At 63.7% G+C, this 23043-nt stretch carries 22 protein-coding genes; 5 read left to right on the top strand and 17 right to left on the bottom strand.

Translation table 11 applies throughout. The features are described 5' to 3' along the window. Positions 1–5 precede the first annotated feature (5 nt). Entirely contained in the window at positions 6–1166 is a 1161-nt protein-coding gene (gene nspC / locus ECTPHS_RS04480) for a carboxynorspermidine decarboxylase (protein WP_008931499.1), read from the top strand. Positions 1167–1272: 106 nt separating this feature from the next. On the opposite strand, the gene ECTPHS_RS04485 is transcribed toward nspC, so the two are convergent. Then, complete coding sequence (locus tag ECTPHS_RS04485) at positions 1273–5061, bottom strand: magnesium chelatase subunit H (protein WP_040405129.1); 3789 nt, start codon at positions 5059–5061, stop codon at positions 1273–1275. 167 nt (positions 5062–5228) lie between these two features. Here ECTPHS_RS04485 and ECTPHS_RS04490 point away from each other — a divergent pair, with 167 nt between their 5' ends. After that, positions 5229–5825 (top strand): DUF502 domain-containing protein, encoded by a 597-nt coding sequence (locus tag ECTPHS_RS04490; RefSeq protein ID WP_008931501.1) that lies wholly within the window; start codon positions 5229–5231, stop codon positions 5823–5825. Between the two features lie 24 nt (positions 5826–5849). On the opposite strand, the gene ECTPHS_RS04495 is transcribed toward ECTPHS_RS04490, so the two are convergent. From ECTPHS_RS04495 to ECTPHS_RS15400, 4 genes are read right to left on the bottom strand one after another with little or no spacing between them, the layout of a single operon-like run. Continuing rightward, positions 5850–6821, bottom strand: a complete 972-nt coding sequence (locus ECTPHS_RS04495; protein ID WP_040405131.1) for a S49 family peptidase — start codon at positions 6819–6821, stop codon at positions 5850–5852. Between the two features lie 46 nt (positions 6822–6867). After that, the gene (locus tag ECTPHS_RS04500; RefSeq protein WP_008931503.1) at positions 6868–7548 is read right to left on the bottom strand and encodes an HAD family hydrolase; all 681 of its coding nucleotides are present in this window, start codon (positions 7546–7548) and stop codon (positions 6868–6870) included. 12 nt (positions 7549–7560) lie between these two features. Further along, positions 7561–7947 carry a pseudouridine synthase gene (locus ECTPHS_RS15395; RefSeq protein WP_008931504.1) on the bottom strand — a complete coding sequence of 129 codons (387 nt, stop codon included), beginning with the start codon at positions 7945–7947 and terminating at the stop codon, positions 7561–7563. Next, positions 7944–8528 carry a pseudouridine synthase gene (locus ECTPHS_RS15400; protein WP_008931505.1) on the bottom strand — a complete coding sequence of 195 codons (585 nt, stop codon included), beginning with the start codon at positions 8526–8528 and terminating at the stop codon, positions 7944–7946. The genes ECTPHS_RS15395 and ECTPHS_RS15400 overlap by 4 nt, the downstream gene beginning before the upstream one ends. Positions 8529–8958: 430 nt before the next feature. On the opposite strand from ECTPHS_RS15400, the gene ECTPHS_RS04515 reads away from it, so the two are divergent. Continuing rightward, positions 8959–11850, top strand: a complete 2892-nt coding sequence (locus ECTPHS_RS04515) for an Rne/Rng family ribonuclease (protein WP_050814210.1) — start codon at positions 8959–8961, stop codon at positions 11848–11850. Positions 11851–11887: 37 nt separating this feature from the next. On the opposite strand, the gene ECTPHS_RS04520 is transcribed toward ECTPHS_RS04515, so the two are convergent. Continuing rightward, positions 11888–12385 carry a low molecular weight protein-tyrosine-phosphatase gene (locus ECTPHS_RS04520; protein ID WP_008931508.1) on the bottom strand — a complete coding sequence of 166 codons (498 nt, stop codon included), beginning with the start codon at positions 12383–12385 and terminating at the stop codon, positions 11888–11890. Positions 12386–12516: 131 nt separating this feature from the next. Here ECTPHS_RS04520 and ECTPHS_RS04525 point away from each other — a divergent pair, with 131 nt between their 5' ends. Next, positions 12517–13776: a flagellar hook-length control protein FliK gene (locus ECTPHS_RS04525; protein ID WP_008931509.1), complete on the top strand. Its 1260-nt coding sequence runs from the start codon at positions 12517–12519 to the stop codon at positions 13774–13776. After that, positions 13776–14084: an EscU/YscU/HrcU family type III secretion system export apparatus switch protein gene (locus ECTPHS_RS04530; RefSeq protein WP_008931510.1), complete on the top strand. Its 309-nt coding sequence runs from the start codon at positions 13776–13778 to the stop codon at positions 14082–14084. The genes ECTPHS_RS04525 and ECTPHS_RS04530 overlap by 1 nt, the downstream gene beginning before the upstream one ends. Here the strand turns inward: ECTPHS_RS04530 and ECTPHS_RS04535 are convergent. The 11 genes from ECTPHS_RS04535 to cheY form a co-directional block, all read right to left on the bottom strand. After that, complete coding sequence (locus tag ECTPHS_RS04535) at positions 14069–14461, bottom strand: DUF2802 domain-containing protein (RefSeq protein WP_008931511.1); 393 nt, start codon at positions 14459–14461, stop codon at positions 14069–14071. The two genes, ECTPHS_RS04530 and ECTPHS_RS04535, sit on opposite strands and share 16 nt — an antisense overlap. After that, positions 14458–14682 carry a hypothetical protein gene (locus tag ECTPHS_RS14190; protein ID WP_083838765.1) on the bottom strand — a complete coding sequence of 75 codons (225 nt, stop codon included), beginning with the start codon at positions 14680–14682 and terminating at the stop codon, positions 14458–14460. The genes ECTPHS_RS04535 and ECTPHS_RS14190 overlap by 4 nt, the downstream gene beginning before the upstream one ends. A 31-nt stretch (positions 14683–14713) precedes the next feature. Beyond that, on the bottom strand, positions 14714–15184 hold the full coding sequence (locus tag ECTPHS_RS04540; RefSeq protein WP_040405135.1) for a chemotaxis protein CheW: 471 nt from the start codon (positions 15182–15184) through the stop codon (positions 14714–14716). Between the two features lie 91 nt (positions 15185–15275). Continuing rightward, positions 15276–15980: a chemotaxis protein CheW gene (locus tag ECTPHS_RS13900; RefSeq protein WP_008931514.1), complete on the bottom strand. Its 705-nt coding sequence runs from the start codon at positions 15978–15980 to the stop codon at positions 15276–15278. Continuing rightward, entirely contained in the window at positions 15977–16774 is a 798-nt protein-coding gene (locus ECTPHS_RS04550; protein WP_008931515.1) for a ParA family protein, read from the bottom strand. Before ECTPHS_RS04550 ends, ECTPHS_RS13900 begins: the two co-directional genes overlap by 4 nt. Continuing rightward, a complete protein-coding gene (motD, locus tag ECTPHS_RS04555; RefSeq protein WP_008931516.1) occupies positions 16771–17661 on the bottom strand; it encodes a flagellar motor protein MotD in 891 nt (296 codons plus the stop codon). The genes ECTPHS_RS04550 and motD overlap by 4 nt, the downstream gene beginning before the upstream one ends. 55 nt (positions 17662–17716) lie before the next feature. Beyond that, positions 17717–18457, bottom strand: a complete 741-nt coding sequence (locus ECTPHS_RS04560) for a flagellar motor protein (protein ID WP_008931517.1) — start codon at positions 18455–18457, stop codon at positions 17717–17719. A 3-nt stretch (positions 18458–18460) separates the two neighbouring features. Beyond that, positions 18461–19600, bottom strand: a complete 1140-nt coding sequence (locus ECTPHS_RS04565; RefSeq protein WP_008931518.1) for a chemotaxis response regulator protein-glutamate methylesterase — start codon at positions 19598–19600, stop codon at positions 18461–18463. A gap of 74 nt (positions 19601–19674) precedes the next feature. Beyond that, complete coding sequence (locus tag ECTPHS_RS04570; RefSeq protein ID WP_008931519.1) at positions 19675–21732, bottom strand: chemotaxis protein CheA; 2058 nt, start codon at positions 21730–21732, stop codon at positions 19675–19677. Between the two features lie 102 nt (positions 21733–21834). Then, entirely contained in the window at positions 21835–22593 is a 759-nt protein-coding gene (locus tag ECTPHS_RS04575; RefSeq protein ID WP_040405178.1) for a protein phosphatase CheZ, read from the bottom strand. An 8-nt stretch (positions 22594–22601) separates the two neighbouring features. Next, entirely contained in the window at positions 22602–22994 is a 393-nt protein-coding gene (cheY, locus tag ECTPHS_RS04580) for a chemotaxis response regulator CheY (protein WP_008931521.1), read from the bottom strand. Between the last annotated feature and the right edge of the window lie 49 nt (positions 22995–23043).

Consider the following 23043-nt stretch of genomic DNA (forward strand, 5'->3'; position numbering starts at 1 on the left):
CGCCCATGGACAAGACGACCCCTCCTTTTTTTGACGTCCATGCCTGCCCGTCGCCCGCCTTCGTGGTGGACGACGCCCTGCTGCGCAAGAACCTGGCCCTGCTCAAGCAGGTCCAGGCCGACAGCGGTTGCCGGATCCTGCTGGCCCTGAAGGGCTTCGCCATGTGGGATACCTTCCCCATGGTCCGGGAATACCTGGTGGGCACCACCGCCAGCGGCCAGGACGAGGCCCGCCTGGGGGCGGAGAAGTTCGGCGGGGAGGTGCATGTGTACTCCCCTGCCTTCACCGAGGAGGAGATGAAAGTGGTGGTGCAATATGCCGACCACATCAGCTTCAACTCCCCCACCCAGTGGCAGCGTTTTCGCAAGCAGGTGGCCGGGGCGGCCCGGCACATCTCCTGCGGCATCCGGGTGAATCCGGAGTATTCCGAAGGCAAGGTGGCCCTGTACGACCCCTGCGCCCCCGGCTCCCGCCTGGGGACCCGGGCGGTGGATCTGGCCGGCGTGGACCTGACGGGCCTGGAGGGCCTGCACTTCCACACCCTGTGCGAACAGAACAGCGATGCTCTGGAGCACACCCTGGAGGCCTTCGAGGCCCGGTTCGGGCAGTACATCCCCGGCCGGCAGTGGATCAACTTCGGCGGCGGACACCACATCACCCGGGACGACTATGACGTGGAGCGGCTGATCCGCCTGATCCGGGATTTCCGTGCCCGCCATCCGGGGGTGACGGTCTACCTGGAGCCGGGCGAGGCGATCGCCCTGCGCACCGGCTACCTGGTGTGCACGGTGCTGGACATCGTGCAGAACGCCGGTCCCATCGCCATCCTGGACACCTCCGCCACCGCCCACATGCCGGACGTGCTGGAGATGCCCTATCGACCGGAGATCATCGGCGCGGGCATGCCGGGGGAGAAGACCTTCACCTACCGCCTGGGCGGCTCCACCTGTCTGGCCGGGGACATCATCGGGGAGTATTCCTTCGACCGGCCCCTGGAGATCGGACAGCGCTTGGTGTTCACCGACATGGCCCACTACACCATGGTCAAGACCACCACCTTCAACGGCATCCGCCTGCCCGCCATCTGCCGGGTGGATGAGGATACCCGGGCCGTGAGGACGGTGAAGACCTTCGGTTATGAAGACTACATGCAGCGACTGAGCTGACGGATTCTCCGGGACGACAGGAACCCGGACACGCCGAAACCAGAAAGACAGGCACGAAAAAGGGCGGGATATCCCGCCCTTTTTTCATGTCATCCCTTTCACCCCATCAGGCCGCCGGGGGCTGCTCGTAGGTGCCCTCCAGACGGTCCTCCAGCTCCTCGCCGGCACGGCGCAGGGCTTCCAGGGTCTCCTCGTCGGGCTGCCAGTAGTTGCGCTCTGAAGCCTCCAGCAAACGATTGGCCATCTTCGCCGAGGCGGTGGGGTTAAGCGAGGCCAGACGCTCGCGCATCTCCGGATCCAGCATGAAGGTCTCGGACAGCTTCTGGTAGACCCAGGGCTGCACCTGACCGGTGGTGGCGGACCATCCCATGGTGTTTGTGATATGCACCTCGATCTGGCGCACGCCCTCGTAGCCATGCTTGAGGGCCCCTTCGTACCATTTAGGATTGAGCATCCGGGTCCGGGTCTCCAGGGAAACCTGCTCCGACAACGTGCGAACAGTACCGTCACCCTTGGTCTGATCACCGATGTAGACCGGGGTATCCTGACCACCGCGGGCCTGCCGCACCGCACGGCTGATACCGCCCAGAGTGTCGAAGTAGTTATCCACCGTGGTGATGCCCAACTCCACGGAATCCAGGTTCTGATAGGTGAGCTGCACGTCCGCCAGCATGCTCTTGAGCAGGGCATCCTGCTTCACCGGACGACCGGAAACACCATAGGCAAAGCCCTTGCGCTGGGTATAGGTATCGGCCAGTTCGTCCTCATCGTTCCAGCGGCCGTTCTCCACCAGGTTGTTGACGTTGGAGCCGTAGGCACCGTCGGCATTGCCGTAGACCCGCAGGGCGGCGGTTTCCAGATCGCAGCCGTGCTTCTCCTGGTAGGCCAGGGCATGGGCACGGACGAAGTTCTGATCCAGCGGCTCATCGGCGCTGGCGGCCAGGAAGGTGGCCTCGGCCAGCAGCTTGATCTGCAGCGGCAGCAGATCGCGGAAGATACCCGACAGGGTGATCACCACGTCGACCCGGGGACGCCCCAGCTCCTCCAGGGGAATCAGGGTGGCGCCGGCCAGGCGACCATAGTTGTCGAACCGGGGTCTGGCACCCACCAGGGCCAGGGCCTGACCGATCTGGCTGCCCTCGGTCTTGAGGTTGTCACTGCCCCACAGCACCAGGGCGATGGATTCCGGCAGCGGGTTGCCTTCTTCCACATGGCGGGCCAGCAGGCGTTCCGCCTGGCGGGCGCCATCCTTGAGGGCATAGGCACTGGGGATCCGGAAGGGATCGAAGCCGTGCAGGTTGCGACCGGTGGGCAGCACCTCGGGGGTACGCATGACGTCACCGCCCGGGGCCGGGCGCAGGTAGCGTCCGTCCAGGGCCTTGAGGATGCCTTCCAGCTCCGTTTCCTGGGCCAGCAGATGGTCGGCGTTGGCCAATTCACGCAGACGCTCCAGGGTGGCGTCGTCCACCTGAGCGCCGGTCTGCTTCACCGCCTTGTCGGCGGAACCGGTGCGGACCAGGGCCTCGATCAGGTCACGGTCGGGCCGACTCTCGTCGGTGGCCTCGGCCATGGACAGGAGCATGTCCACCCGCTCCTCTTCGGACAGGGGCTGCCCCACCACGTGCAGGCCGTGGGGAATGAGGGTGTACTCCAGTTCCAGGATCTGTTCGTTGAGCTTGAGGATCTGCGTGTCCGCATCCCCGGCATCGGAGACATCCCACAGGGGCTCGGCCTTGCACAGCTCCAGCTCGGCGGCCTGGGACTGGATCAGGGCCGCCAGTTCCTCCCGCTGATGGGCCTGTTCCGGCTCCAGACCGCGCCAGCGCTCCAGGGAGCTCTTCAGATCCAGCAAACCGCGATACAGCCCCGCATGGGCCACCGGCGGGGTCAGGTAGCTGATCAGGGTGGCACCGGCGCGGCGCTTGGCGATGGCTCCTTCCGAGGGGTTGTTGGAAGCGTACAGGTACAGGTTGGGCAGATCGCCGATGAGACGGTCCGGCCAGCAGGTGCCGGACATGCCCACCTGCTTGCCGGGCATGAACTCCAGGGCGCCGTGGGTACCGAAATGCAGCACCGCGTGAGCCTTGAAATCCTCCCGCAGGTAGCGATAGAAGGCGGAGAAGGCATGGGTGGGGGCAAAGCCGTGCTCGAACAGCAGGCGCATGGGGTCGCCTTCGTAGCCGAAGGACGGCTGCACGGCCACCAGCACGTTGCCGAACTGCCGTCCCTGGACCAGGATGGAACTGCCGTTGCTGAGCAGCTTGCCGGGCGCGGCGCCCCACTGGGATTCGATCTGCTTGAGCCAGCGTTCCCGGCGCACGTGCTCTTCGGCGGGGATCAGGGTATGGACGTTGGCATCGGAGCCGTACTGCTCCCGGTTGCCGTTGATCACCGCCTCGCGCAGGGCGTCGGCGTTCTCGGGCAAATCCACCTGGTACCCTTCCGCCTTCATGGCCTTGAGGGTATTGAAGAGGGATTCGAACACCGCCAGGTAGGCGGCGGTGCCGGTATTGCCCGCATTGGGCGGGAAGTTGAACAGGACGATGGCCACCTTGCGCTGGGCGCGCTCGGAGCGGCGCAGCTCCACCAGCTTGCGCACCCGGGCCACCAGCATGGCGGTACGCTCCTTGCAGGTGGACATGTCCTGAGGATTCTCGATCTGGCTGAAGGTACAGGGGGTGTCGCAACCCTGGCAGACCGCCCCTTCGCCGCCGGGACGCCCGCCGTAGACCATGGGCACGGTACTGCCGTCCAGCTCCGGGATGGCCACCATGATGGTGCTTTCCACCGGCAACAGGCCGCGGTCGGAGTTGCCCCACTGATCCAGGGTCTGGAATTCCACCGGATGAGCGGCCACATAGGGCACATCCAGCTTGGACAGGATCTCCTCGGCGGCGCGGGCATCGTTGTAGGCGGGACCGCCCACCAGGGAAAAACCGGTCAGGGACACCACGGCATCCACCGTGGGGCGGCCATCCTTCATGAAGAACTTTTCGATGGCGGGACGGGAGTCCAGGCCGGAGGCGAAGGCCGGCACCACCTGCATGCCTTCCTCTTCCAGGCTGCGGATGACCGGATCGTAGTGGCCGGCATTACCCGCCAGGACATAGGAACGCAGCACCAATACCCCGACCCGACCCTTGGCATTCTTGTCGGACCAGCGGGCCGGCAGGTCCTGCAGACGGTCGGAGATGCGCGGTTTCATGTCCGGGTGATAGATGCCGGTCTCGGGATATTCCACCGGCATGGAGGACGGCACCTTGCCCTTGAGGGCGGCGCGAGGGCCGGAGGCATAGCGGTCGACGAGGAAGCGAATCATGTTGCTCATGTTCTCTTCCGAACCGCCCAGCCAGTACTGCAGGGTGAGGAAGTAGGCGCGGACGTCCTGGGCGGTGCCCGGGATGAAGCGCAAAAGCTGGGGAATGCGCCGCAGCATCTTCATCTGCTGGGCGCCGGCGGTCCCGCCGGATTCCTTGCCCTTGTTGCCCCGCAGGCGCTTGAGCAGGGTCATGGGGCCACTGCTGGGCTTGGACATGTCGAAGCTGCCCATGTGGGTCAGCTTGGTCACATCGGCGGCGGACATGGCGCAGACCAGGGCATCGCAGTTGTCGCGACGGGCTTCCAGGGCCGGCACGATGGGCTTGTACTGGTCTTCCAGGAACAGCATGGTGGCGATGATAATGTCTGCCTTCTCGATGTCCGACCGGCAGGCCTCCAGGGCCTCCTGGTCGCCCTGCCACTCGGAGGCGGCATGCAGGCTCAGCGTCAGGCCCGGCAGGTCTTTCTGTAGCTTGATCCGTGCCCGGTCCGTGGCACTGGCCAGATGAGTGTCCATGGTCACGATGACAACCCGGACGGGAGTATGATCAACTGTGGACTTGGGCTTTGTTGCCATGATGCTCTTGGTGCCTGTTGATAGATTGGGCCGGGTGAGGCGGTCGGACGAATTCACCCTGGAATGCGTGTCAAATTAGATCGCCCTGCCCCGGGTGTCAACCAAGCTAGACAACAACCCGGGGTATAGTTGAGCTTTATCGTGTTCAGTTCAAGTGGAGACCTGTCTTGAAAGGAATTACCCGAACCTTCCTCACCGGCCTGGCGGCCATTCTGCCGTTACTGGTCACTGTTGTGCTGCTGCTGTGGCTGAGCAACACCCTGGAAAACCTGCTGGGCGCGGTGCTGCAATGGGTCCTGCCCGATATGCTGTACTTCCCGGGCCTGGGGCTTATCACTGGTATCGGCCTGATCTTCGCTCTGGGGCTGCTGATGCGGGCCTATATCGTGCAGGGGATCTTCAACTGGGTGGAAGGCTGGATGCAGCGCATCCCGGTGGTGAAGACCATTCACGGCACGGTGCGGGACGTGACCCGGCTGTTTTCCAGCGACATCCAGAAGCGCTTCGGTGAGGCGGTGCTGGTCACCCTGCCGGGGCTGGAAGGCAAGCTGGTGGGATTCGTCACCCGGGAGGACTTTACCGGACTGCCCGACAACCTGGGCGGCAAAGGGATGATCGCCGTCTACCTGCCCATGAGTTATCAGATCGGCGGCTACACCCTGATGTTGCCGCGGGAGCGGGTGGAACCACTGGATCTGTCCCTGGAAGATGCCATGCGCTATACCCTCACCGCCGGTGTCTCCGCCCACAAGAACGATGACTGATCCTGCACACTCCCGCTGCCGGCGCTATCTCAAGGTGCCCTGGAACCCGTCCTGGAACACCCTCAGGGCAGCCACCCCAAGGCCTTCCGCCAGACGGGTGAACAGATCCTGGCGCCGGGTGAAGTCCACGATCCGCTCCTCGCCGACCACCTCCCGGGCGACATAACCGGCACTGCCCAGGCCGTCGATCAGACCCAGCTCAACGCCTTCCTCGCCGGTCCAGATCAGGCCGGTGAAGAGGCGGGGATCATCCGCCAGCCGATCGCCACGACCGGTCTTCACCGCCTCCACGAATTGCATGTGGATACGATCCAGCATGGCCTGGACATGGGCCTTTTCATCCGCCTGCACGGGCATGAAGGGATCCAGCAGACCCTTGTTGCCACCCGCCGTCATCAGACGGCGTTCGATGCCGAGGCGGTCGATGGCGTCCACAAAGCCGAAGCTGTCCATGCGCACCCCGATGGAACCGATGATGCTGGCCCTGTCGGCATAGATCCGGTCCGCGGAAACGGCCACATAGTAGCCGCCGGAAGCCCCCACATCGGAGATCACCGCATAGAGCGGGATATCGGGATGCTGCTCCCGCAGGTGCCGGATGGCGTCATTGATGTAACCGGCCTGTACCGGACTGCCGCCCGGGCTGTTGATGCGCAGGATCACCGCCACGGTATTGCGGTTCTCGAAGGCGGCCCGCAAGCCCCTCACCACCAGGTCGGCACTGGCGGCACTCCCCTCGGCAATGATGCCCTGGACATCCACCAGGGCGGTGTGGGGCGCCTTGCGATCCGCGTCCCGGCCCGGCATGGAGTCCATCACCGCAAACAGGATGAAGAAGAGGTAGGCAAAGCCCAGCAGCTTGAAGAAGATACCCCAGCGGCGGGCGGCGCGACGCTCCTTGACACCTGCCAGGGCAATCTCACGCAGCGCCTCCCGCTCCCAATTTTCCGGGGCGGAACGGCGCTGGCCGTCATCGGGATCCATTGAAGCATTCATCGGTTGAAGTATCCTTGATTGCACATGATGTTTTCGACCACAGGCCCTATGAGGACCGCCCCTGGCACCGGCGCTTCAGCCACTCCGGCAATTGCGCCACCCCTTCCAGCAGGCCCCTGGGGGCATGGGATTGCAGTTCCCGGGCGGAATGGACACCGGAGGTGACACCCAGGGCGTCGGTACCGGCATTGCGGGCCATCAGCAGGTCGTGAGTGCTGTCGCCGATCATCAATGTCCGCGCCGGCATGACGCCCAGCTCGTCCATGATGCCCAGCAACATCTGGGGATGGGGCTTGGAGAGTGTCTCGTCCGCGCACCGGGTCGTCAGAAAGCGAGGCCCCAGGCCCGTTTCCTCCAGCACCCGATCCAGCCCCATCCGTGACTTGCCGGTGGCCACGGCACACCAGTATCCCTGTCCACGCAGGTCATCCAGCAGTTCCGGCACACCCGCAAACAGGGGCATGGGGGTGTCGTCGGTGAACAGGAACCGTTCCCGATAGGCCTGGGTGAAGGCATGGAACAGATCCTCGTCCGCATCCGGATAGAGCTGCAGGATGGCTTCCCGCATGCCCAGGCCGATCACATGACGCAGACGCTGTTCCGGCAACGGGGCAATACCCAGGAACTCAATGGTGGACTGCATGCAGGTCACAATGCGCGCCACCGAATCCATCAGGGTGCCGTCCCAGTCGAAGACCAGCAGTTGATAGGGGTTTTCAGATGTCACAGGGAAAAGACCTCAATCCAACGGTGCAAGCCGCCCCAGCACCTGCTCCAGTTCCGGTTCCAGCGGGGCTTCGACGGCATAGGTGCGATCACTGCCCGGCAGCGTGAAATGCAGGGCACGGGCATGCAGGAACTGGCGCCTGAGTCCCAGCTTCTTCAAGCGGCGATTGAACTCGAAATCACCATAGTGCCGATCACCCGCCACCGGATGCCCCTCATGGGCCGCGTGCACACGGATCTGATGGGTGCGCCCCGTGCCGATGCGGACATCCATGAGGGTGGCCTGGTCAAAACGCCGCACCGGGATGAACAGGCTATCCGCGTCGCGGCCCTCCTCCTCATCCACCTGTACCAGCCGGATACCACCACGACGGGCATTACGGGCCAGGCCCGCGTTCACTCGACGCTCCCCCCCGGCCACCGCCCCGCCAGCAGGGTCAGATAGATCTTGTCGATCCCGCCGCCACGCAGAAGTTCATGAAAGGCCAGCAGCGCCGGACGATTACGAGCCAGCACCAGACAGCCACTGGTCTCCCGGTCGAGGCGGTGGGCCAGTTCCAGGAAGGGCTTGCCCCGGCCCATCTTGCGCAGAGCCTCGATGACCCCCACAGCCACGCCACTGCCCCCATGCACCGGCAAACCGGCGGGCTTGTTGATCACCAGCAGGTCGTCGTCTTCCAGCAGCACCGACCACTCCAGCAGATCCGCCAGCCCCTGGGGCAACGGCCGGTCATCCTGTCGCGGTTCGCTACGGCTGACCGGTGGAATCCGCACACTATCCCCGGTCACGACCCGGTAATCGGGCTTGGCGCGACCCTTGTTGACACGCACCTCACCCTTACGCAGGAGTCGGTAGACCCGGGTACGGGGCACACCCTTGAGATGGCGCAGGAGGAAATTGTCCAGGCGCTGTCCGGCATCGGCCGCACCGACCTGGACGTGGACAACCGTCGAAGGGCTGGATTCAGGGGTTTTGGGCATGATCGAATAATAACAGGTCGCTCAAAGGTTTGATGGAATTATACCGGGTTGCTATCATGACGCGTCGCGCTGGGTTGACTCGGCAGATATCGGGGCGGCCCCGCGGCCTCGCGGTTGCCGCAAACCCTCCCGAATCGCCCACCTCCCGCGACCGACAGAACACCAAACGGAGAATGCCTGCCCAAGGGGCATGTGTCGTTCCCCGTCATGGATATCCACGCTCTAGAAATTAAAGAACCTTTGAATATTCTGAGCGGTTTTTTGGACAATCTTGCCCCCACGACCCCATGCCCTGCACATGCGGGCATCGTGCTCCCATGGCTGTTCGCATGCGCCCTGATGATCGGCGGCGTGCGCCCCCTCCATGCAGCACTGCCGAAGCCCTGTGAGCGCCGGGGCGTGGACGGGCATTGCACCCGAGACACACTTCATGAAACGAATCCTAGTCAATGCCACGCAGCCGGAAGAGCTGCGAGTGGCCATGGTGGACGGCCAGAAACTCTACGATCTGGACATCGAGCTACCTTCCCGCGAACAGAAAAAGGCCAACGTCTACAAGGGTGTCGTCACCCGCGTCGAACCCAGCCTTGAAGCTGCCTTCGTCAACTACGGCGCGGAGCGACACGGTTTCCTGCCCTTCAAGGAAATCTCCCGCAGTTATCTGAACCAGCCCGACAACCCCGAAGCCTCGCCGAAAACCTCCCTCAAGGAGGGCATGGAACTCATCGTCCAGGTGGAAAAGGAGGAACGGGGCAACAAGGGCGCCGCCCTGACCACCTTCGTCAGCCTGGCAGGGCGTTATCTGGTGCTCATGCCCAACAACCCCCGGGCCGGCGGCGTGTCACGCCGCATCGAGGGCGAGGAACGCAGCGAGATCCGCGAATCCCTGGCTCAACTGGATGTGCCGCAGGGCATGGGGCTGATCGCCCGCACCGCAGGTGTCGGCCGCAGCGTGGAAGAACTGCAGTGGGATCTGGAATACCTCAAGACCCTCTGGATCTCCATCGCCGAGGCCGCCGAAATCCGCAAGGGCCCGTTCCTGATCTATCAGGAAAGCAATGTCATCATCCGTACCCTGCGGGATCACATGCGCAACGACATCGCCGAAGTCATCATTGATGATGCCAAGGTCTTCGACCAGGCTCGGGACTTCGTGCAGCAGGTGATGCCCAATAACCTGCGCAAGCTCAAGCTCTACGAAGACCACGTCCCCCTGTTCAACCGCTATCAGATCGAAAGCCAGATCGAGGCCGCCTTCCAGCGGGAGGTCACCCTGCCCTCCGGTGGCGCCATCGTCATCGATCACACCGAGGCGCTGATCTCCATCGATGTCAACTCCGCCCGTGCCACCAAGGGTAGCGACATCGAGGAAACGGCCCTCAACACCAATCTGGAAGCCGCCGAGGAGATTGCCCGACAGCTGCGACTGCGAGATCTGGGCGGTCTCATCGTCATCGACTTCATCGACATGGCCCCCAACAAGAACCAGCGCGAGGTGGAAAACCGTCTGCGCTCGGCTCTGGAAGTGGATCGGGCCCGTGTCCAGGTAGGACGCATCTCACGCTTCGGTCTGCTCGAAATGTCTCGCCAGCGTCTGCGCCCCTCCCTCGGAGAGTCCAGCCAGATCGTCTGCCCCCGCTGCAATGGTCACGGCCACATCCGCAGCGTGGAGTCACTGTCCCTGTCCGTGCTGCGACTGGTGGAAGAAGAGGCCATGAAAGAGAAGACCGGGTGCGTGCTGGCTCACCTGCCGGTAGACGTGGCCACCTTCCTGCTGAACGAAAAAAGGGACGTGATCTCCACCATCGAAACCCGTTACAGGGTAGACATTACCCTGGTACCCAGCCCTGGCATGCTGACACCCCATTTCACGGTACGACGCATGCGCGGCGAGGAAGTGGCGGAGGAACTCGAGGGCAGGAACAGCTACCAGCTCCTGGCGGAAGATGAGCCTGAACTGGTCAACCAGACCCGCAAGAGCCGTCTTGAGAAGGCCATGGTGCAGACCATCGCCACCACCTCCCCGGCACCACGGGAGTCCCAGCCGCGGCCCCAGGTAGCCGCCGCTCAGGATCGGCGTAGCGCCTCCCCGGTATCCCTGCCCGGTCTGTTCAGCCGCATCTGGAGCAGCCTGTTCTCCAATGAGGAACGTCAGGTGACGCAGGCTGCGCCCCGCCCGGCACAACGCAGCCAGCCTGCCCGCAGCCCCGAGCCCCGGAGCAACCAAGGCCGCACAGAACGGACCGAAGGCAGCACGTCGCCCGCCCGGCGCGAACGCCCGCCCCAGGAAGGGGATGCCGATACGAGCAAGGGGCGCTCCCGACGCACCCCTCGTTCCCGGCGCGGCCGGGATGCAGGCAGCGATGAGCGCTCGCGCGGCAACGGCGGTCAGCGCCCGGAACCCACCAGACGCACCGAAGAAGCCGACGCCGTCAAACCCGTACCCCCTATTGCAACCGAGACACCGCCAGCAGCACCCCAGGAGGAATCCCGCCCCAGCGAAACCGCCCAGTCCCCCGCACAGGAGCGTCGGGAGCGGGACGGCGGTACCCGGAGTCGAGGACGCAGGGGCGGCCGTCGCCGTCGTCGCAGCACCGGCTCGGGTGATGAGTCCCGTGCCACGGAAAACGGCCGTCAAGACGAAGCTCAGAACTCTCCGGAGACAACAGGGGAGGCCCGCAAGGCGTCTTCCGACGTCGTGGAACAGACTGCCGGACAGCGTGAATACAGCCGTCTCCGGGAACCCGCCCAGGCCGCTCCGGACAATGCTGGAACATCCATGCCAAAAACCGAGCAGCCCGGACAGGAAACCCGGACAAATGCCGCTGTCGATTCCAATCGCCAGCTGCCCCCACCGGCGGCGGCCAAGCCTCTTGCCGTCCCGACGGAACCTCGCTCTGCCGAGCCACCGGCGCCCAAGGTGGAGCTGCCCCGTGAAATGTCTCAGTCCTCCCAGGAAAAGGCATCACCGGCACCGGTAAAGGAGAGCGCGGGAGACAAGGACCCGCAGGCAACCCCCTCGGCCACGCCTGACGAGGGTGGTAAGGGCGTCACGGAAGACACCCGTGAGCCTCGTCGCTCAGGCTCCGTCAAGGCCCAGAGACCCGCCGGCCCCCGTCGCGGTGAAGGCCGGCGCACGACCGCCGGCACCAGCAAGGAAGAGGCGGCCAGGACGGCGAAGGAGCATGCCGGCACGGTCGCAGCCACCGCTCCGGAAACATCGGCCGCGGTCGAAAAACCCGCTCCCGCCGACCCGGTGGACAGCGTTAAGGAAACACCGCCGGTGGACAGCGGCAAGGGACCGGACGCCACGGATCGCTGACGGCGCGACCCGCTCTGCCACCCAGTGGCCGGGGGAACTACCCCCGGCCCTTCAACGGAAGATCGTGAGTCTGACAGAGGTGCAACAACAATCCTCTGGAAGCATCTTCCACCATGTCCATGACCCGCTCAAAACCGGCGGAACCGCCATAGTAAGGGTCCGGCACCTCCTGCTCGGACCATTGGCTGCCGAACTCCATGAACAGGGACAGACGCATGCCGGGACGTCCCTCGCCCATCAGTCGGACGTTCTCCAGATTGTCCCGGTCCATCACCATCACGTAATCAAACCGTTCCAGATCCGCACGATCAATGCGCCGGGCCCGTTGTCCGGACAGGTCAATTCCTCGGGCCTGGGCCGTGCGTCGCGCCCGCTCGTCCGGCGGCTCGTCCACGTGGTAGGCATGGGTCCCCGCGGAATCCACATAAATCAGATCCTCAAGACCCGCTTGTGCCACATGATGTTCAAAGACACCCTGAGCCATGGGGGATCGACAGATATTCCCCATGCAAACGAACAGGACATTCACTTTCATCTCAAAATCTCCACCAACAGGCCCGGACTGCCTGAGCCGCTGAAACCATTTCTTGATCATTCACCATCCATCCCGATACTCTCCGGGCGCGTTGCCAGGGGGCATCGACGCAGGCTATGGTTAGACCATCCATGGAAACTTCCGCTCCCCAGCTGATTCGTCTCCCACCTGCCGACCTGCAGGCCGGCACGCTGAGCAATCTCCTGCAACGCCTCCAGACCGGACAGATCCTCCAGGCCAGGGTTCTGACCGGCAGTCTGAGCGCAGGAGAGACCGTGCAGCTGCGGCTGGCGGGTGAAATCCTGGCGCTACGCCTGCCGGTGGCCGTACGCGCCGGGGATAGCCTGCGGATGCAGGTCACCGCCGTCAACCCCAGACTGGAACTTGCTCTGCTGCGGGAAGCATCGTCGCCACAACCGTCCGCGCCACACTCTCCATTGCCGAATACGCCGCAGGCAATCCTGCCGATCTTGCTCAGGCAGTGGGCGCCTCAGCAGTCCGGACAGGCCCCCCTGCTGGCAAACCTGCACGCACTGAACCAGCCGGGACAGGCCGCTGTTCCGGGGCTTCCCGAACCGCTAGCCCAGGCCTTGCAGCGTCTGTGGCAGACCCTGCCCACCCCCTCACACATTGCCAACCCGGAAGGTCTGCGCCAGGCGATACTGGCTTCGGGCCTGTTCTACGAAGCCCGGCTCGCTCACCCCGCGCCTTCGGCGCGCACGGATCTCCCCCAGGACCTGAAAGCACGCCTGCTGTCTCTGGCCGAACAACTGCGCGCCCTGCCCCTGCAGCCGCGCACCGCATTGCCCCGGGGTGGCCAAGCGACGGCGGACCTACCGCCACCCTTGCCCAACACCTCACCGACCGCCCAGCCTCGCGCACCGGCGGCCGCCGGAGCCGCACTCCTGCCCGCCCCTCTGCTGCTGGACGCATTGCGCCAGCAGGTGGAGCGATCCCTGGCCAGACTGGTGGTCCATCAGCTTTCATCCACGGAGAAACCGGACGAGGTTTCTCCGCCGCGCTGGCTGCTGGAACTGGCCCTGCGCGCAGAACAGGGGGTCGACATCGTCCATATGCGTCTGGAACGGGAGGCCCGCCAGGGTCACGGGGATGATGCCCATGAACATGCCTGGAAAGCGGATCTGGCCCTGGATCTGCCTGAACTGGGACCGGTGCATGTCAGGATCGTGGTCCGGGGACAGGACGTCAGCACCCACTTCCGGGTCGACTCGGAAGAGACACGCCGACGCCTTGAAGACGCCCTGCCCCGGCTCAAGGACAACCTGGAAGCCAGGAATCTTCAGGTTCACAGCCTGAACTGCCGCACCGGAACACCCCCGGAACCCTCGCCCACCGCCGCGGACGGCCCCTGGATCGACAGCCACGCCTGATGAAGACACCCATCGAACACAAGCAGGGCCGGCGGCAGGCAATTGCGTTGCACTACGGCGGCAGCGGCGCCCCACGCCTGACGGCCAAGGGTGAAGGGGAGCTGGCGGAGCGGATACTGGACATCGCCAGGGCCCATGATGTGCCCGTTCATCGGGATGCCGCCCTGAGCATGACCCTTTCCCGCGTCCCCCTGGGCGAGGAGATTCCGGAAAATCTCTATGTGGCGGTGGCGGAAGTCCTGGCCTTCGTCTACCTGCTCAGCGGCAGGACGCCCGCCGATGCCGGCAGACATCAGGACACGGACTGATCGCGATGCATGGCCAGCAGCAGTTCCGCCTCCCCCGATGAGAGCCCGCAACTGGCCACCAGGTCATCCCGGGTCGCCCCCTGTCTGACCATGCGCATGGCCTGCCGGTAAGGGCCTTCATCCACATCGCGCATGAGTACCTGCTCCTGCTGCTCCGCCAGACGCCGCAGTTGCTGATCCACCTTCTTGCGATAGGCCTCGAACTGCTGTTCCTCGCTGTGCAGCGCACTGAGCGCACCCCTCAGGGCCAGCACAGAGGTTTCCTGCAGGTTCAGTCGCTTGCGCATGCCATCCAGCTGGTGTTTGAGCCAGAAACAGGCCGCGGCACTTGCCATGGCAATCAGTAAGGCCAGGGTCATGACGATGTAAGGAATCATGCGTATTCGTCTATGTGGTTGGGGTCATCATCCCGGTCAGACCTGCGCGGCGGCCCGGAGGGCGGCTTGCCGTCATCCTGACTCTCGTCGTCCGCATCGCCTTCCGGTCGCTTGCGACGGGGCGGAGAACGGGGAAACCGCCCCCGCTCGTCCCCTTCCTCGGGCACGGGGCGCCCCGGCACCAGTGGGTGGGCAGGCGGAATCGGGAGATCTGCGGCCATGGCGTGCCTCCGGAAAAGAAGGTCATCCCTCTTAAAGGGTTGCCACCTCGGCCCACTCATCATCGGTGAGCAGCTTGTTGAGGTCAACCACGATGGTCAGCTCGCCGTCACGACTGGCCACGCCCTGGATGTACTTGGAGCTTTCATCGTTGCCCACGTTCGGGGCCGGCTCCACATCCCGGGCCGCCAGCTCGATGACTTCAGCCACGCTGTCCACCATGATGCCGACCACCTGCCCACTCACCTCGATGATGACGATCCTGGAGGCATCGTCGGAGTCCTTGTCCATCAGGCCCATGCGACGGCGGGCATCAATCACCGTGACCACATTGCCGCGCAGATTGATGATGCCGAGTACGTAATGGGGTGCCCCAGGCACCGGCGCGATCTCCGTCACCCGCAGCACCTCCTGCACCTGCATGACGTTGATGGCATAGGTCTCCTCCGCAAGCCGGAAAGTGACGTACTGAGTGGCAGCTGCCGCCTGGGATTCTTTTGCCATGAAATGAAACCTCTGTTCGGGCCGGGAACATCGTGTCATGTGACCGGCGATGGTTCTTGATATCGGAATGTTCAGGCTGCAGAAGGCGCCCTCAGCCCCAGGTACCCTGCTCCAGGCTCCGGGCCAGGTAGTCCGCATCCAGTATCGCACACAGGTGCTTGATCACCGTGCCGGAAAGCCAGGGTCGCTTGCCGCTTGGCGAACGCCAGCGCACCAGTTCGGGAGACAGGATCAGGGTTTCTTCCACCCGATCACAGGCCAGTCCCCAACGCCCCTCGTCGATGAGGATCAGGTTGCCGGGAGGCGGCCTTTGCGCCAGACGATCCGGCGGCAGCACGTGGGGGCTGATATCCACCACCTTCACCTTGCGGCCATGGTGTTCCGTCAATCCCAGAAACAGGGCACTGTGACCAGGCATGGGGGTGATTTCCCTGGGCATTGCCAGAATGCCGGTCAGCTTGACCAGTGGAATCGCCAGCGTCACCCCGCCCAGCCGGAACAGCAGACACTGAAAGGGTTTTCGTGCCCAGGCCGGGGGATGATCCTGCACCGGCGGTGTGGGCGGTGGCGGCGGTACGGCGACCGGCGCAGGCCTGATCGGGGTCACCAGGGAGCGTGCGGGAGTGGGGGGCGTGGGCTTGGCGACGGCCGGCGGTGCCTCAGGCACGGACGAATGCGGCGTGACTTCCGCGATTTCCTGCAGCAGATCATCCAGATAGGCGGTGAGTGCCTGGGGCTCATCCACCACCGTGATCCGTTGCTTGTGCACCTCCGGCCTGTCATCCCGCTGATTCATGATGCGGCCCTTTGGTGAAAGTCGTCCTGGCCCAGTAAAGCAGCCAGCAAGCGGGCATAGGCTTCCGTACCCCGGGCATCCGGCACCATGATGGGCAGGGGCATGCCGGCGATGGCCGCTTCCCTGAACTTGGTATCCACGGTGATCACGCCTTGCCAGAGGCAGTCGCTGTAATTGTCACGCAGCTCCCACAGCGCCTGGGTGGAGGCGCGGGTACGGCGATCGAACAAGGTGGGTACCACCACATATTCCAGGCTGTCCTTGCGGGAACGCTGGATCATTTTCAATGTCTGCAGCATGCGGTCCAGCCCGCGAATGGCCAGATATTCCGTCTGTACCGGGATGAGCAGCTTGCTGCAGGCCGCCAGGGCGTTCACCATCAATACTCCCAGCATGGGCGGACAATCCAGCAGGACGTACTCAAAGCGCCCCTGAAGTCCCTGGATCGCCCGCTTGATGACCAGACCCATGCCTTCCCGGGTCCCCAGCTGACGATCCAGCGTGGCCTGGGCCGTCGATGCGGGCAGAATGTACAGATGATCGAACCGGGTAGCGCGTACCGCTCCGGCTGCCTGGATCGGGCGGCCTTCCGCCGCCTGGTGAAACAGGCTGTAGACACCACCGGTCGCACCTTCCGGGTCACCGCCGAAATAGGCGGTCAGGGAGCCGTGCGGGTCAAGATCCACCAGCAGGGTCTCATGTCCCCTGGCTGCCAGCAGCCCGCCCAGGGATACCGTGGTGGTGGTCTTTCCCACCCCTCCCTTCTGATTGGCGACAGCCCATACTACGGTCATGGCTGATCCTCCATGCTTCGTCGTCCCTGATGCAACAGTATCTGGATGTCCTCGCGCAGCATCTCCGGTGGGGCACCCTCTCCCATGCCGGGACGACGCCCCGCCAGCACCACAATATTGACACGACGATTCTGCAGACGCCCTTCCGGTGTCGCATTGTCGGCCTTGGGGCGATATTCGCCGAATCCGATGGCCGCCATCTGCTCCGGATCCACCCCATTGCGGGCAAACAGGTTGACCACGGTGGCGGCCCGCCCGGATGACAGCTCCCAATTGGAAGGATAGACCGGCGTGCTGATGGGGATATTGTCGGTATGACCTTCCACATGGATGCGCGCGGGAAACTGGGCCAGGATGGCGGCCAGTCTCTCCAGTATCGGTACCGCTTCCGATGCCAGCTCGGCACTGCCGCTGGCGAACAGGATGCTGGTATTGATCTGGACCTCGATCCAGAGTCGATCCCGTCCCACCTCGATCAGGCCTGCCTCGATCAACGGCGCCATGGCCACCTCGATCTGGTCCGCCATGGCATTGATCCCCTCGATGGCCACCGACAGCCCATCCAGATCCATGTCCACCAGAATCTCTTCCAGGCTGCGGGTCATCTGCCCTAGCTCCGCGAGAGAGGCGATGGGCGGCGGCTCCACCACGGAAGGACGTGGTGAGCGGGTCAGATCACCCACCTGAACCGGCTCAATGGTCCTGGGGGTAGCCCTGAAAGCCTCGACCAGGGACTCGGAAAGAATCCGGTATTTACCCTCGTTGAGCGACGAGATCGCGTACATCACCACGAAGAAGGCCAACAGGAGGGTCAGTAGATCCGCATAGGGGATCGCCCAGGCCTCGTGATTGACATGATCCTCGTGTTTTTTGCGACGTCTCGACATGACAGGCTTCCAGCAACCTCCTCAGAGCCGCGGCCATGGTGCATGGCCCAACGGATCAGTGCAGATACCCCTGCAGTTTGGTTTCGATATTGCGCGGATTCTCACCCTCGGCAATGGAGATGATTCCTTCAATGATCATTTCCCGATAAGACCCCTGATTCTGGATGATGGCCTTGAGCTTGTTGGCCACCGGCAGGAAAAACAGGTTGGCCGAGGCAATCCCGTAGATGGTGGCCACAAAGGCCGCCGCGATGCCGGCACCCAGGCGACTGGGATCGGCCAGGTTCTGCATCACTGCCATCAGGCCCATCACCGCGCCGATGATGCCCATGGTCGGCGCGTAGATGCCCATGCTTTCATAGACCTTGGCGGCCTGGGTGTGAAAATCTTCACGGGTCTGGCTATCCACTTCCAGAATCGTGCGGATGGTCTCGGGTTCCGTGCCGTCCACCAACAGCTGCAGGCCCTTGCGGGCGAACGGGTCTTCCTCGGTTTCCGCCAGGGATTCAAGCCCCAGCAGGCCTTCCTTGCGGGCCACCTGACTCCAGCTGATGATCCGCTCAATGATCGCTTCCGGATCCAGGCGCGGCGGCACGAAGGCCCAGGGCAGGATCTTCATGGACTGCAGGAATACCGCCGGACGGGCCTGAATCAGGGCGGCGGCAATGGTGCCGATCACCACGATCACGAACGCGGCCAGGTTCCACAGGGCAGCCAGGCCACTGCCCTTGGCAATGGTGCCACCGAAAATGGCCACCAGGGCCAGGAGTACACCGATCAGCGTCAGGATATCCATGGGTCAGCCCCCCTCCGCCAGCAACCTGCCGATCTGGGACAGCGGCAGAATCCGGTCCGCAAGCCCCGCATCCACCACCGCGGCCGGCATGCCGTACACCACGCAACTCTCCTCATCCTGGGCCCAGATCTTCGAGCCGCAGCGTTTGAGCAGCCGCGCTCCCTCCCGACCATCGGCACCCATGCCGGTCATGATGATGGCCAGGGCATCGCCGCGAAACACCGCGGCAGCGGAATTGAAAGTGACATCCACGCTGGGGCGATAGTGTTGTTCGGGTGCGCTTTCGGTGATCCTGATCCGTTGCTGGCCTGCGCGGGCCTCCACCAGCATCTGTTTGCCGCCGGGGGCCAGCAGGGCCAGCCCCGGAGTCAGCACATCACCATCGACTGCCTCCTTGACCCGGATCCGGCACAACTGATCCAGGCGCTGGGCAAAGGCCGGGGTGAAGGTGCCCGGCATGTGCTGTACCAACAACAACGGAAGTGGAAAATGGGCGGGCAGTTCCGACAGCACCTTCTGCAGTGCCAACGGTCCTCCCGTCGAGGTTCCGATGAGAACCACACGGAAATCCCGCAGTTGAACGGGTGTGCGATCCGCGACACTCCTTGAGGATCGGGGTGCCGCAGGGATGGCCGGCGGCGCGGCCGTCACCGATCTGCCCGACGGCGACGCGGCCGATGCCGGGCGAGAACCGGCGGCTAACGAGGTGGCAACAGCCGGTGTCGAGGTCGTGGGCTGGGAGAAGCGCCGCCGTCCGACCGCCTTGACGCGGCGGCGCAGCACTTCCTTGGCGTGCTCCTGGTCACGGGCAATCTCCTCGAATTTCTTCGGCAGGAAGTCCACCGCCCCGGCCTCCAGGGCGTCCAGGGTGGCCTTGGCCCCTTCGGTGGTGATGGAGGAAAACATGAGGATCGGTACCGGACGACGGGCCATGATGCGCCTGACGGCGGTGATGCCGTCCATCACCGGCATCTCGATATCCATGGTAATCACGTCCGGGCTCAGACTGGCGGCCAGTTCCACCGCCTCCTGGCCGTTGCCGGCGGTCCCCACCACCTCAATGGACGGATCGGCATTCAGGATTTCCACGATGCGGCGCCGGAAAAATCCGGAATCGTCCACCACCAGCACGCGAACCGCCATCAAGTCTCTCCATCTTTTTCAGGTCATGGGCCCTCGCGTCCGGATTGATCGGGATGTTGCGAGAGCAGATCAGATCAATGCCTTCTGGCGTAATTCTTCAAAAGCCCAGGTACGTCAAGAATCAGCGCAATGCCCCCATCGCCGGTGATGGTCGCACCCGCCAGACCGGGAACGCCGTGCAGCATATCGCCCAGGGGCTTGATGACCACCTCTTCCTGGCCGATCAGGCTGTCCACCACAAAGCCCACGCGCTGATTACCGCTGAACACCACCACCACATGCCCCATGCCCCGGTATTCATCGCTGCTGCCGGGCACAAGCCACCGCCGTAGATAGTAAAGCGGCAAGGAGCGATTACGCACCATGATGACCTCCTGGTCGTCCACGCGGTTGGTTCGGGACAGATCCAGGTCGAAAATTTCACTCACATTGGCCAACGGCAGGGCAAAACGCTGCCGGCCCAGCACCACCATCAAGGTGGGCAGGATGGCCAGGGTCAGCGGTAGCCGGATGCTCAGGATACTGCCCTTACCCGGTTCGGAAGTGACTTCCACCCGCCCATTGAGCTGGGCAATCCGAGTCTTGACCACATCCATGCCGACACCGCGGCCGGAAACGTCGGAAATCTCGGTCTTGGTGGAAAATCCCGCCCTGAAGATGAGATTGAAGGCATCGTGATCGGAAAGCCGTGACGCCGCATCTTCATCCATCAGTCCCTTTTCCACCGCCTTCCCGCGCAACACCTCCGGGTCCATGCCCTTGCCGTCATCGGAGATGGTCAGCAGGATATGATCACCCTCCTGGGCCGCGGACAGGACCACATGACCGGCACGGGGCTTACCGGCGGCCAGGCGCTCCTCCGGCGACTCGATGCCGTGATCGACCGCATTTCGCACCAGATGCACCAGGGGGTCTGCCAAGGCCTCCACCAGATTCTTGTCAAGATCGGTGTCCTCCCCCCACAGCTCCAGGTTGACCTCCTTTTTCAGACTGCGGGCCAGATCCCGGACCACCCGGGGAAAACGCCCAAACACCTTCTTGATCGGCTGCATCCGGGTCTTCATCACCGCGGCTTGCAAATCCGCCGTGACCACATCCAAATTGGTCACGGCCTTGGATACCTGTTCATCCCGCATCCGGGAGCGCAGGGTCGCCAGGCGGTTGCGCACCAGCACCAGTTCCCCCACCAGATTCATGATGTCATCCAGACGTTTGGTATCCACCCGGACCGACGTGTCGGCCAGAGCGGCCGGCTTGGCTCCCTTGTCGACGCCACCGACCGGCGTCTCCGCCGGTGCAGGTCTGGCGGCAGAAAGCGACGGCGCGCCGGCCGGTATCACGGGTTTAGGCGCCGCCCCCTTGCCATGGAGATTGTCCAGCAGGTTTTCGAACTCGTCATCGGTGATGATGTCCCCCGCTCCCTGGGGGGATGCCGGCTGGGTAGCGGCCGAACCCGGCCTCCTGCCCTGCAGTTCGTCCAGAAGCTGGTCGAATTCTTCATCGCTGATGGTGTCGCCACCCGCCTGCTCCTGGCCACCGGACACGGGTGGTGGTGGCGCGGCCGGGATCGGCCGCGGACCGCCATTCTGCTTCTGGTCCTGCAAGGCGTCCAGCAGGGCCTCAAACTCCTCATCCGTGATATCGCCCCCCTGCAGTTCCCCCGATGGCGATGCGGGCGGGGGCGGAGGCTCGGGTGCCACGGGGACAACCGGAGGGGGCGGCACCGATGCCTCTTCCTCTCCCTCGGGTAGCGCCAGGGGTTCCAGGGCCGCCATCAGCTGATCCGGCGCGGGTGCCGGTTGCGTGCCGGAGCGCACCTCGTCGAACATCCGGTTCAGCACATCAACCACCTGAAGAATGATATCCATCAGGTTGCTGTCCACACTGCGCTGGCCCTGACGCAGCAGGTTGAAGACATCCTCCGCGCGATGGCAGATCTTGACCAGGTTGTCCAGACTCAGGAATCCGGCCCCACCCTTAATGGTATGAAAGCTGCGAAAGACCGCATTGAGCAGGTCCTTGTCGCTGGGGGTCTGCTCCAGCTGCACCAGCTGCTCGCTCAGACCCTCCAGCAATTCACCGGCCTCAACCAAAAAGTCCTGCAGGATTTCGTCGTCGGTATCCAGACTCATGTCCGTCTCTCACGCCCGGTGCAAACGCACCCTGATACTCCGGTTTGGCGGCCGGAACGGCAAAACCTGAAACCGGCGGAGGCTCCGATGACAGGTCCGGCCTTAGAATCCAAGACTGGACAGCAGGTCATCCACATCGTCCTGGCTTTTCACCACGTCGCCATGGTCCGAAGTCCCCTTGACTGCGGGACCACCCGGCTGAATGTCCGCTTCCCTGTCCTTGCCCTCCGGCGTGGACAGGCGCTTGCCGGAAATGCGCACCAGCCCCACCAGGTTATCCTCCAGGTCCTGTACCAGGGTCATGACACGACGAATGACCTGCCCTGTGAGATCCTGGAAATCCTGGGCCATCAGCACTTCCGACAGCTGGCCGCGCAGGATCTCCGCGTCCCGTTCCGTATCCTGGAGAAAATCGGCCAGGGCCTGGCTCACCGACCGGAACTCGTCCACGGACATTTCCCGCTGACGGAAGCGGGCCCAGTCGGCCGCCAATGTGCGAGCGCGCTCAGCCAGCATTTCCGAGACCGGCAAGGCATCCTCCACGGCATTGAGGGTGCGATGGGCTGCCTGATCGGTCATGGCGACCACGTAGTTCAGACGTTCCTTGGCATCGGGGATGTCCTGATGCGTCAGTTCGGAGAGCCGGGAGTCCAGACGGAAGCTGTTCAGAGCCTCGTGCAGATCCCGGGTCAGCTTGCCCAGTTCCTGGAACAGCAGACTCTCGTGCATACGCCCCATCTCCTCGATGAGTCGCCCTGCCCCTTCCTCGTCTCCCGACTCCATGAGCGTGACCAGCTCACGGGCGCGTTCCAGCTGCTGCTGCCTGAACAGGGCTTCTTTACCGTCTTCCTGATTCTCCATGACGTTGCTCACCCTTTTTCCTGAAGCCGCTCGAAGATCTTATTGATCTTCTCCTTCAGGGTTTCTGCGGTGAAAGGTTTGACGATGTAGCCATTGACGCCGGCCTGGGCCGCTTCCACAATCTGCTCACGCTTGGCTTCCGCCGTCACCATGAGGACGGGCATGTCCTTGAGGCGGGGATCGGCACGCACAGCCCGCAGAAGATCGATGCCGGGCATGCCGGGCATGTTCCAGTCGGTGACCAGGAAGTCATAGTTACCGTTCTGCAGCATGGGCAGCGCAGTATTGCCGTCATCGGCTTCGGCGGTATTGTTGTATCCAAGATCCCGCAGCAAATTCTTGATAATGCGGCGCATCGTGGAAAAATCATCCACGATGAGGATCTTCATGTTCTTGTCCACAATAACCTCCCGATTAAACACACACCGAAGAAGGATCCCCTACCGGGGC

This window comes from Ectothiorhodospira sp. PHS-1, assembly GCF_000225005.1.
In the GTDB taxonomy this organism is placed as follows: Bacteria; Pseudomonadota; Gammaproteobacteria; order Ectothiorhodospirales; family Ectothiorhodospiraceae; genus Ectothiorhodospira.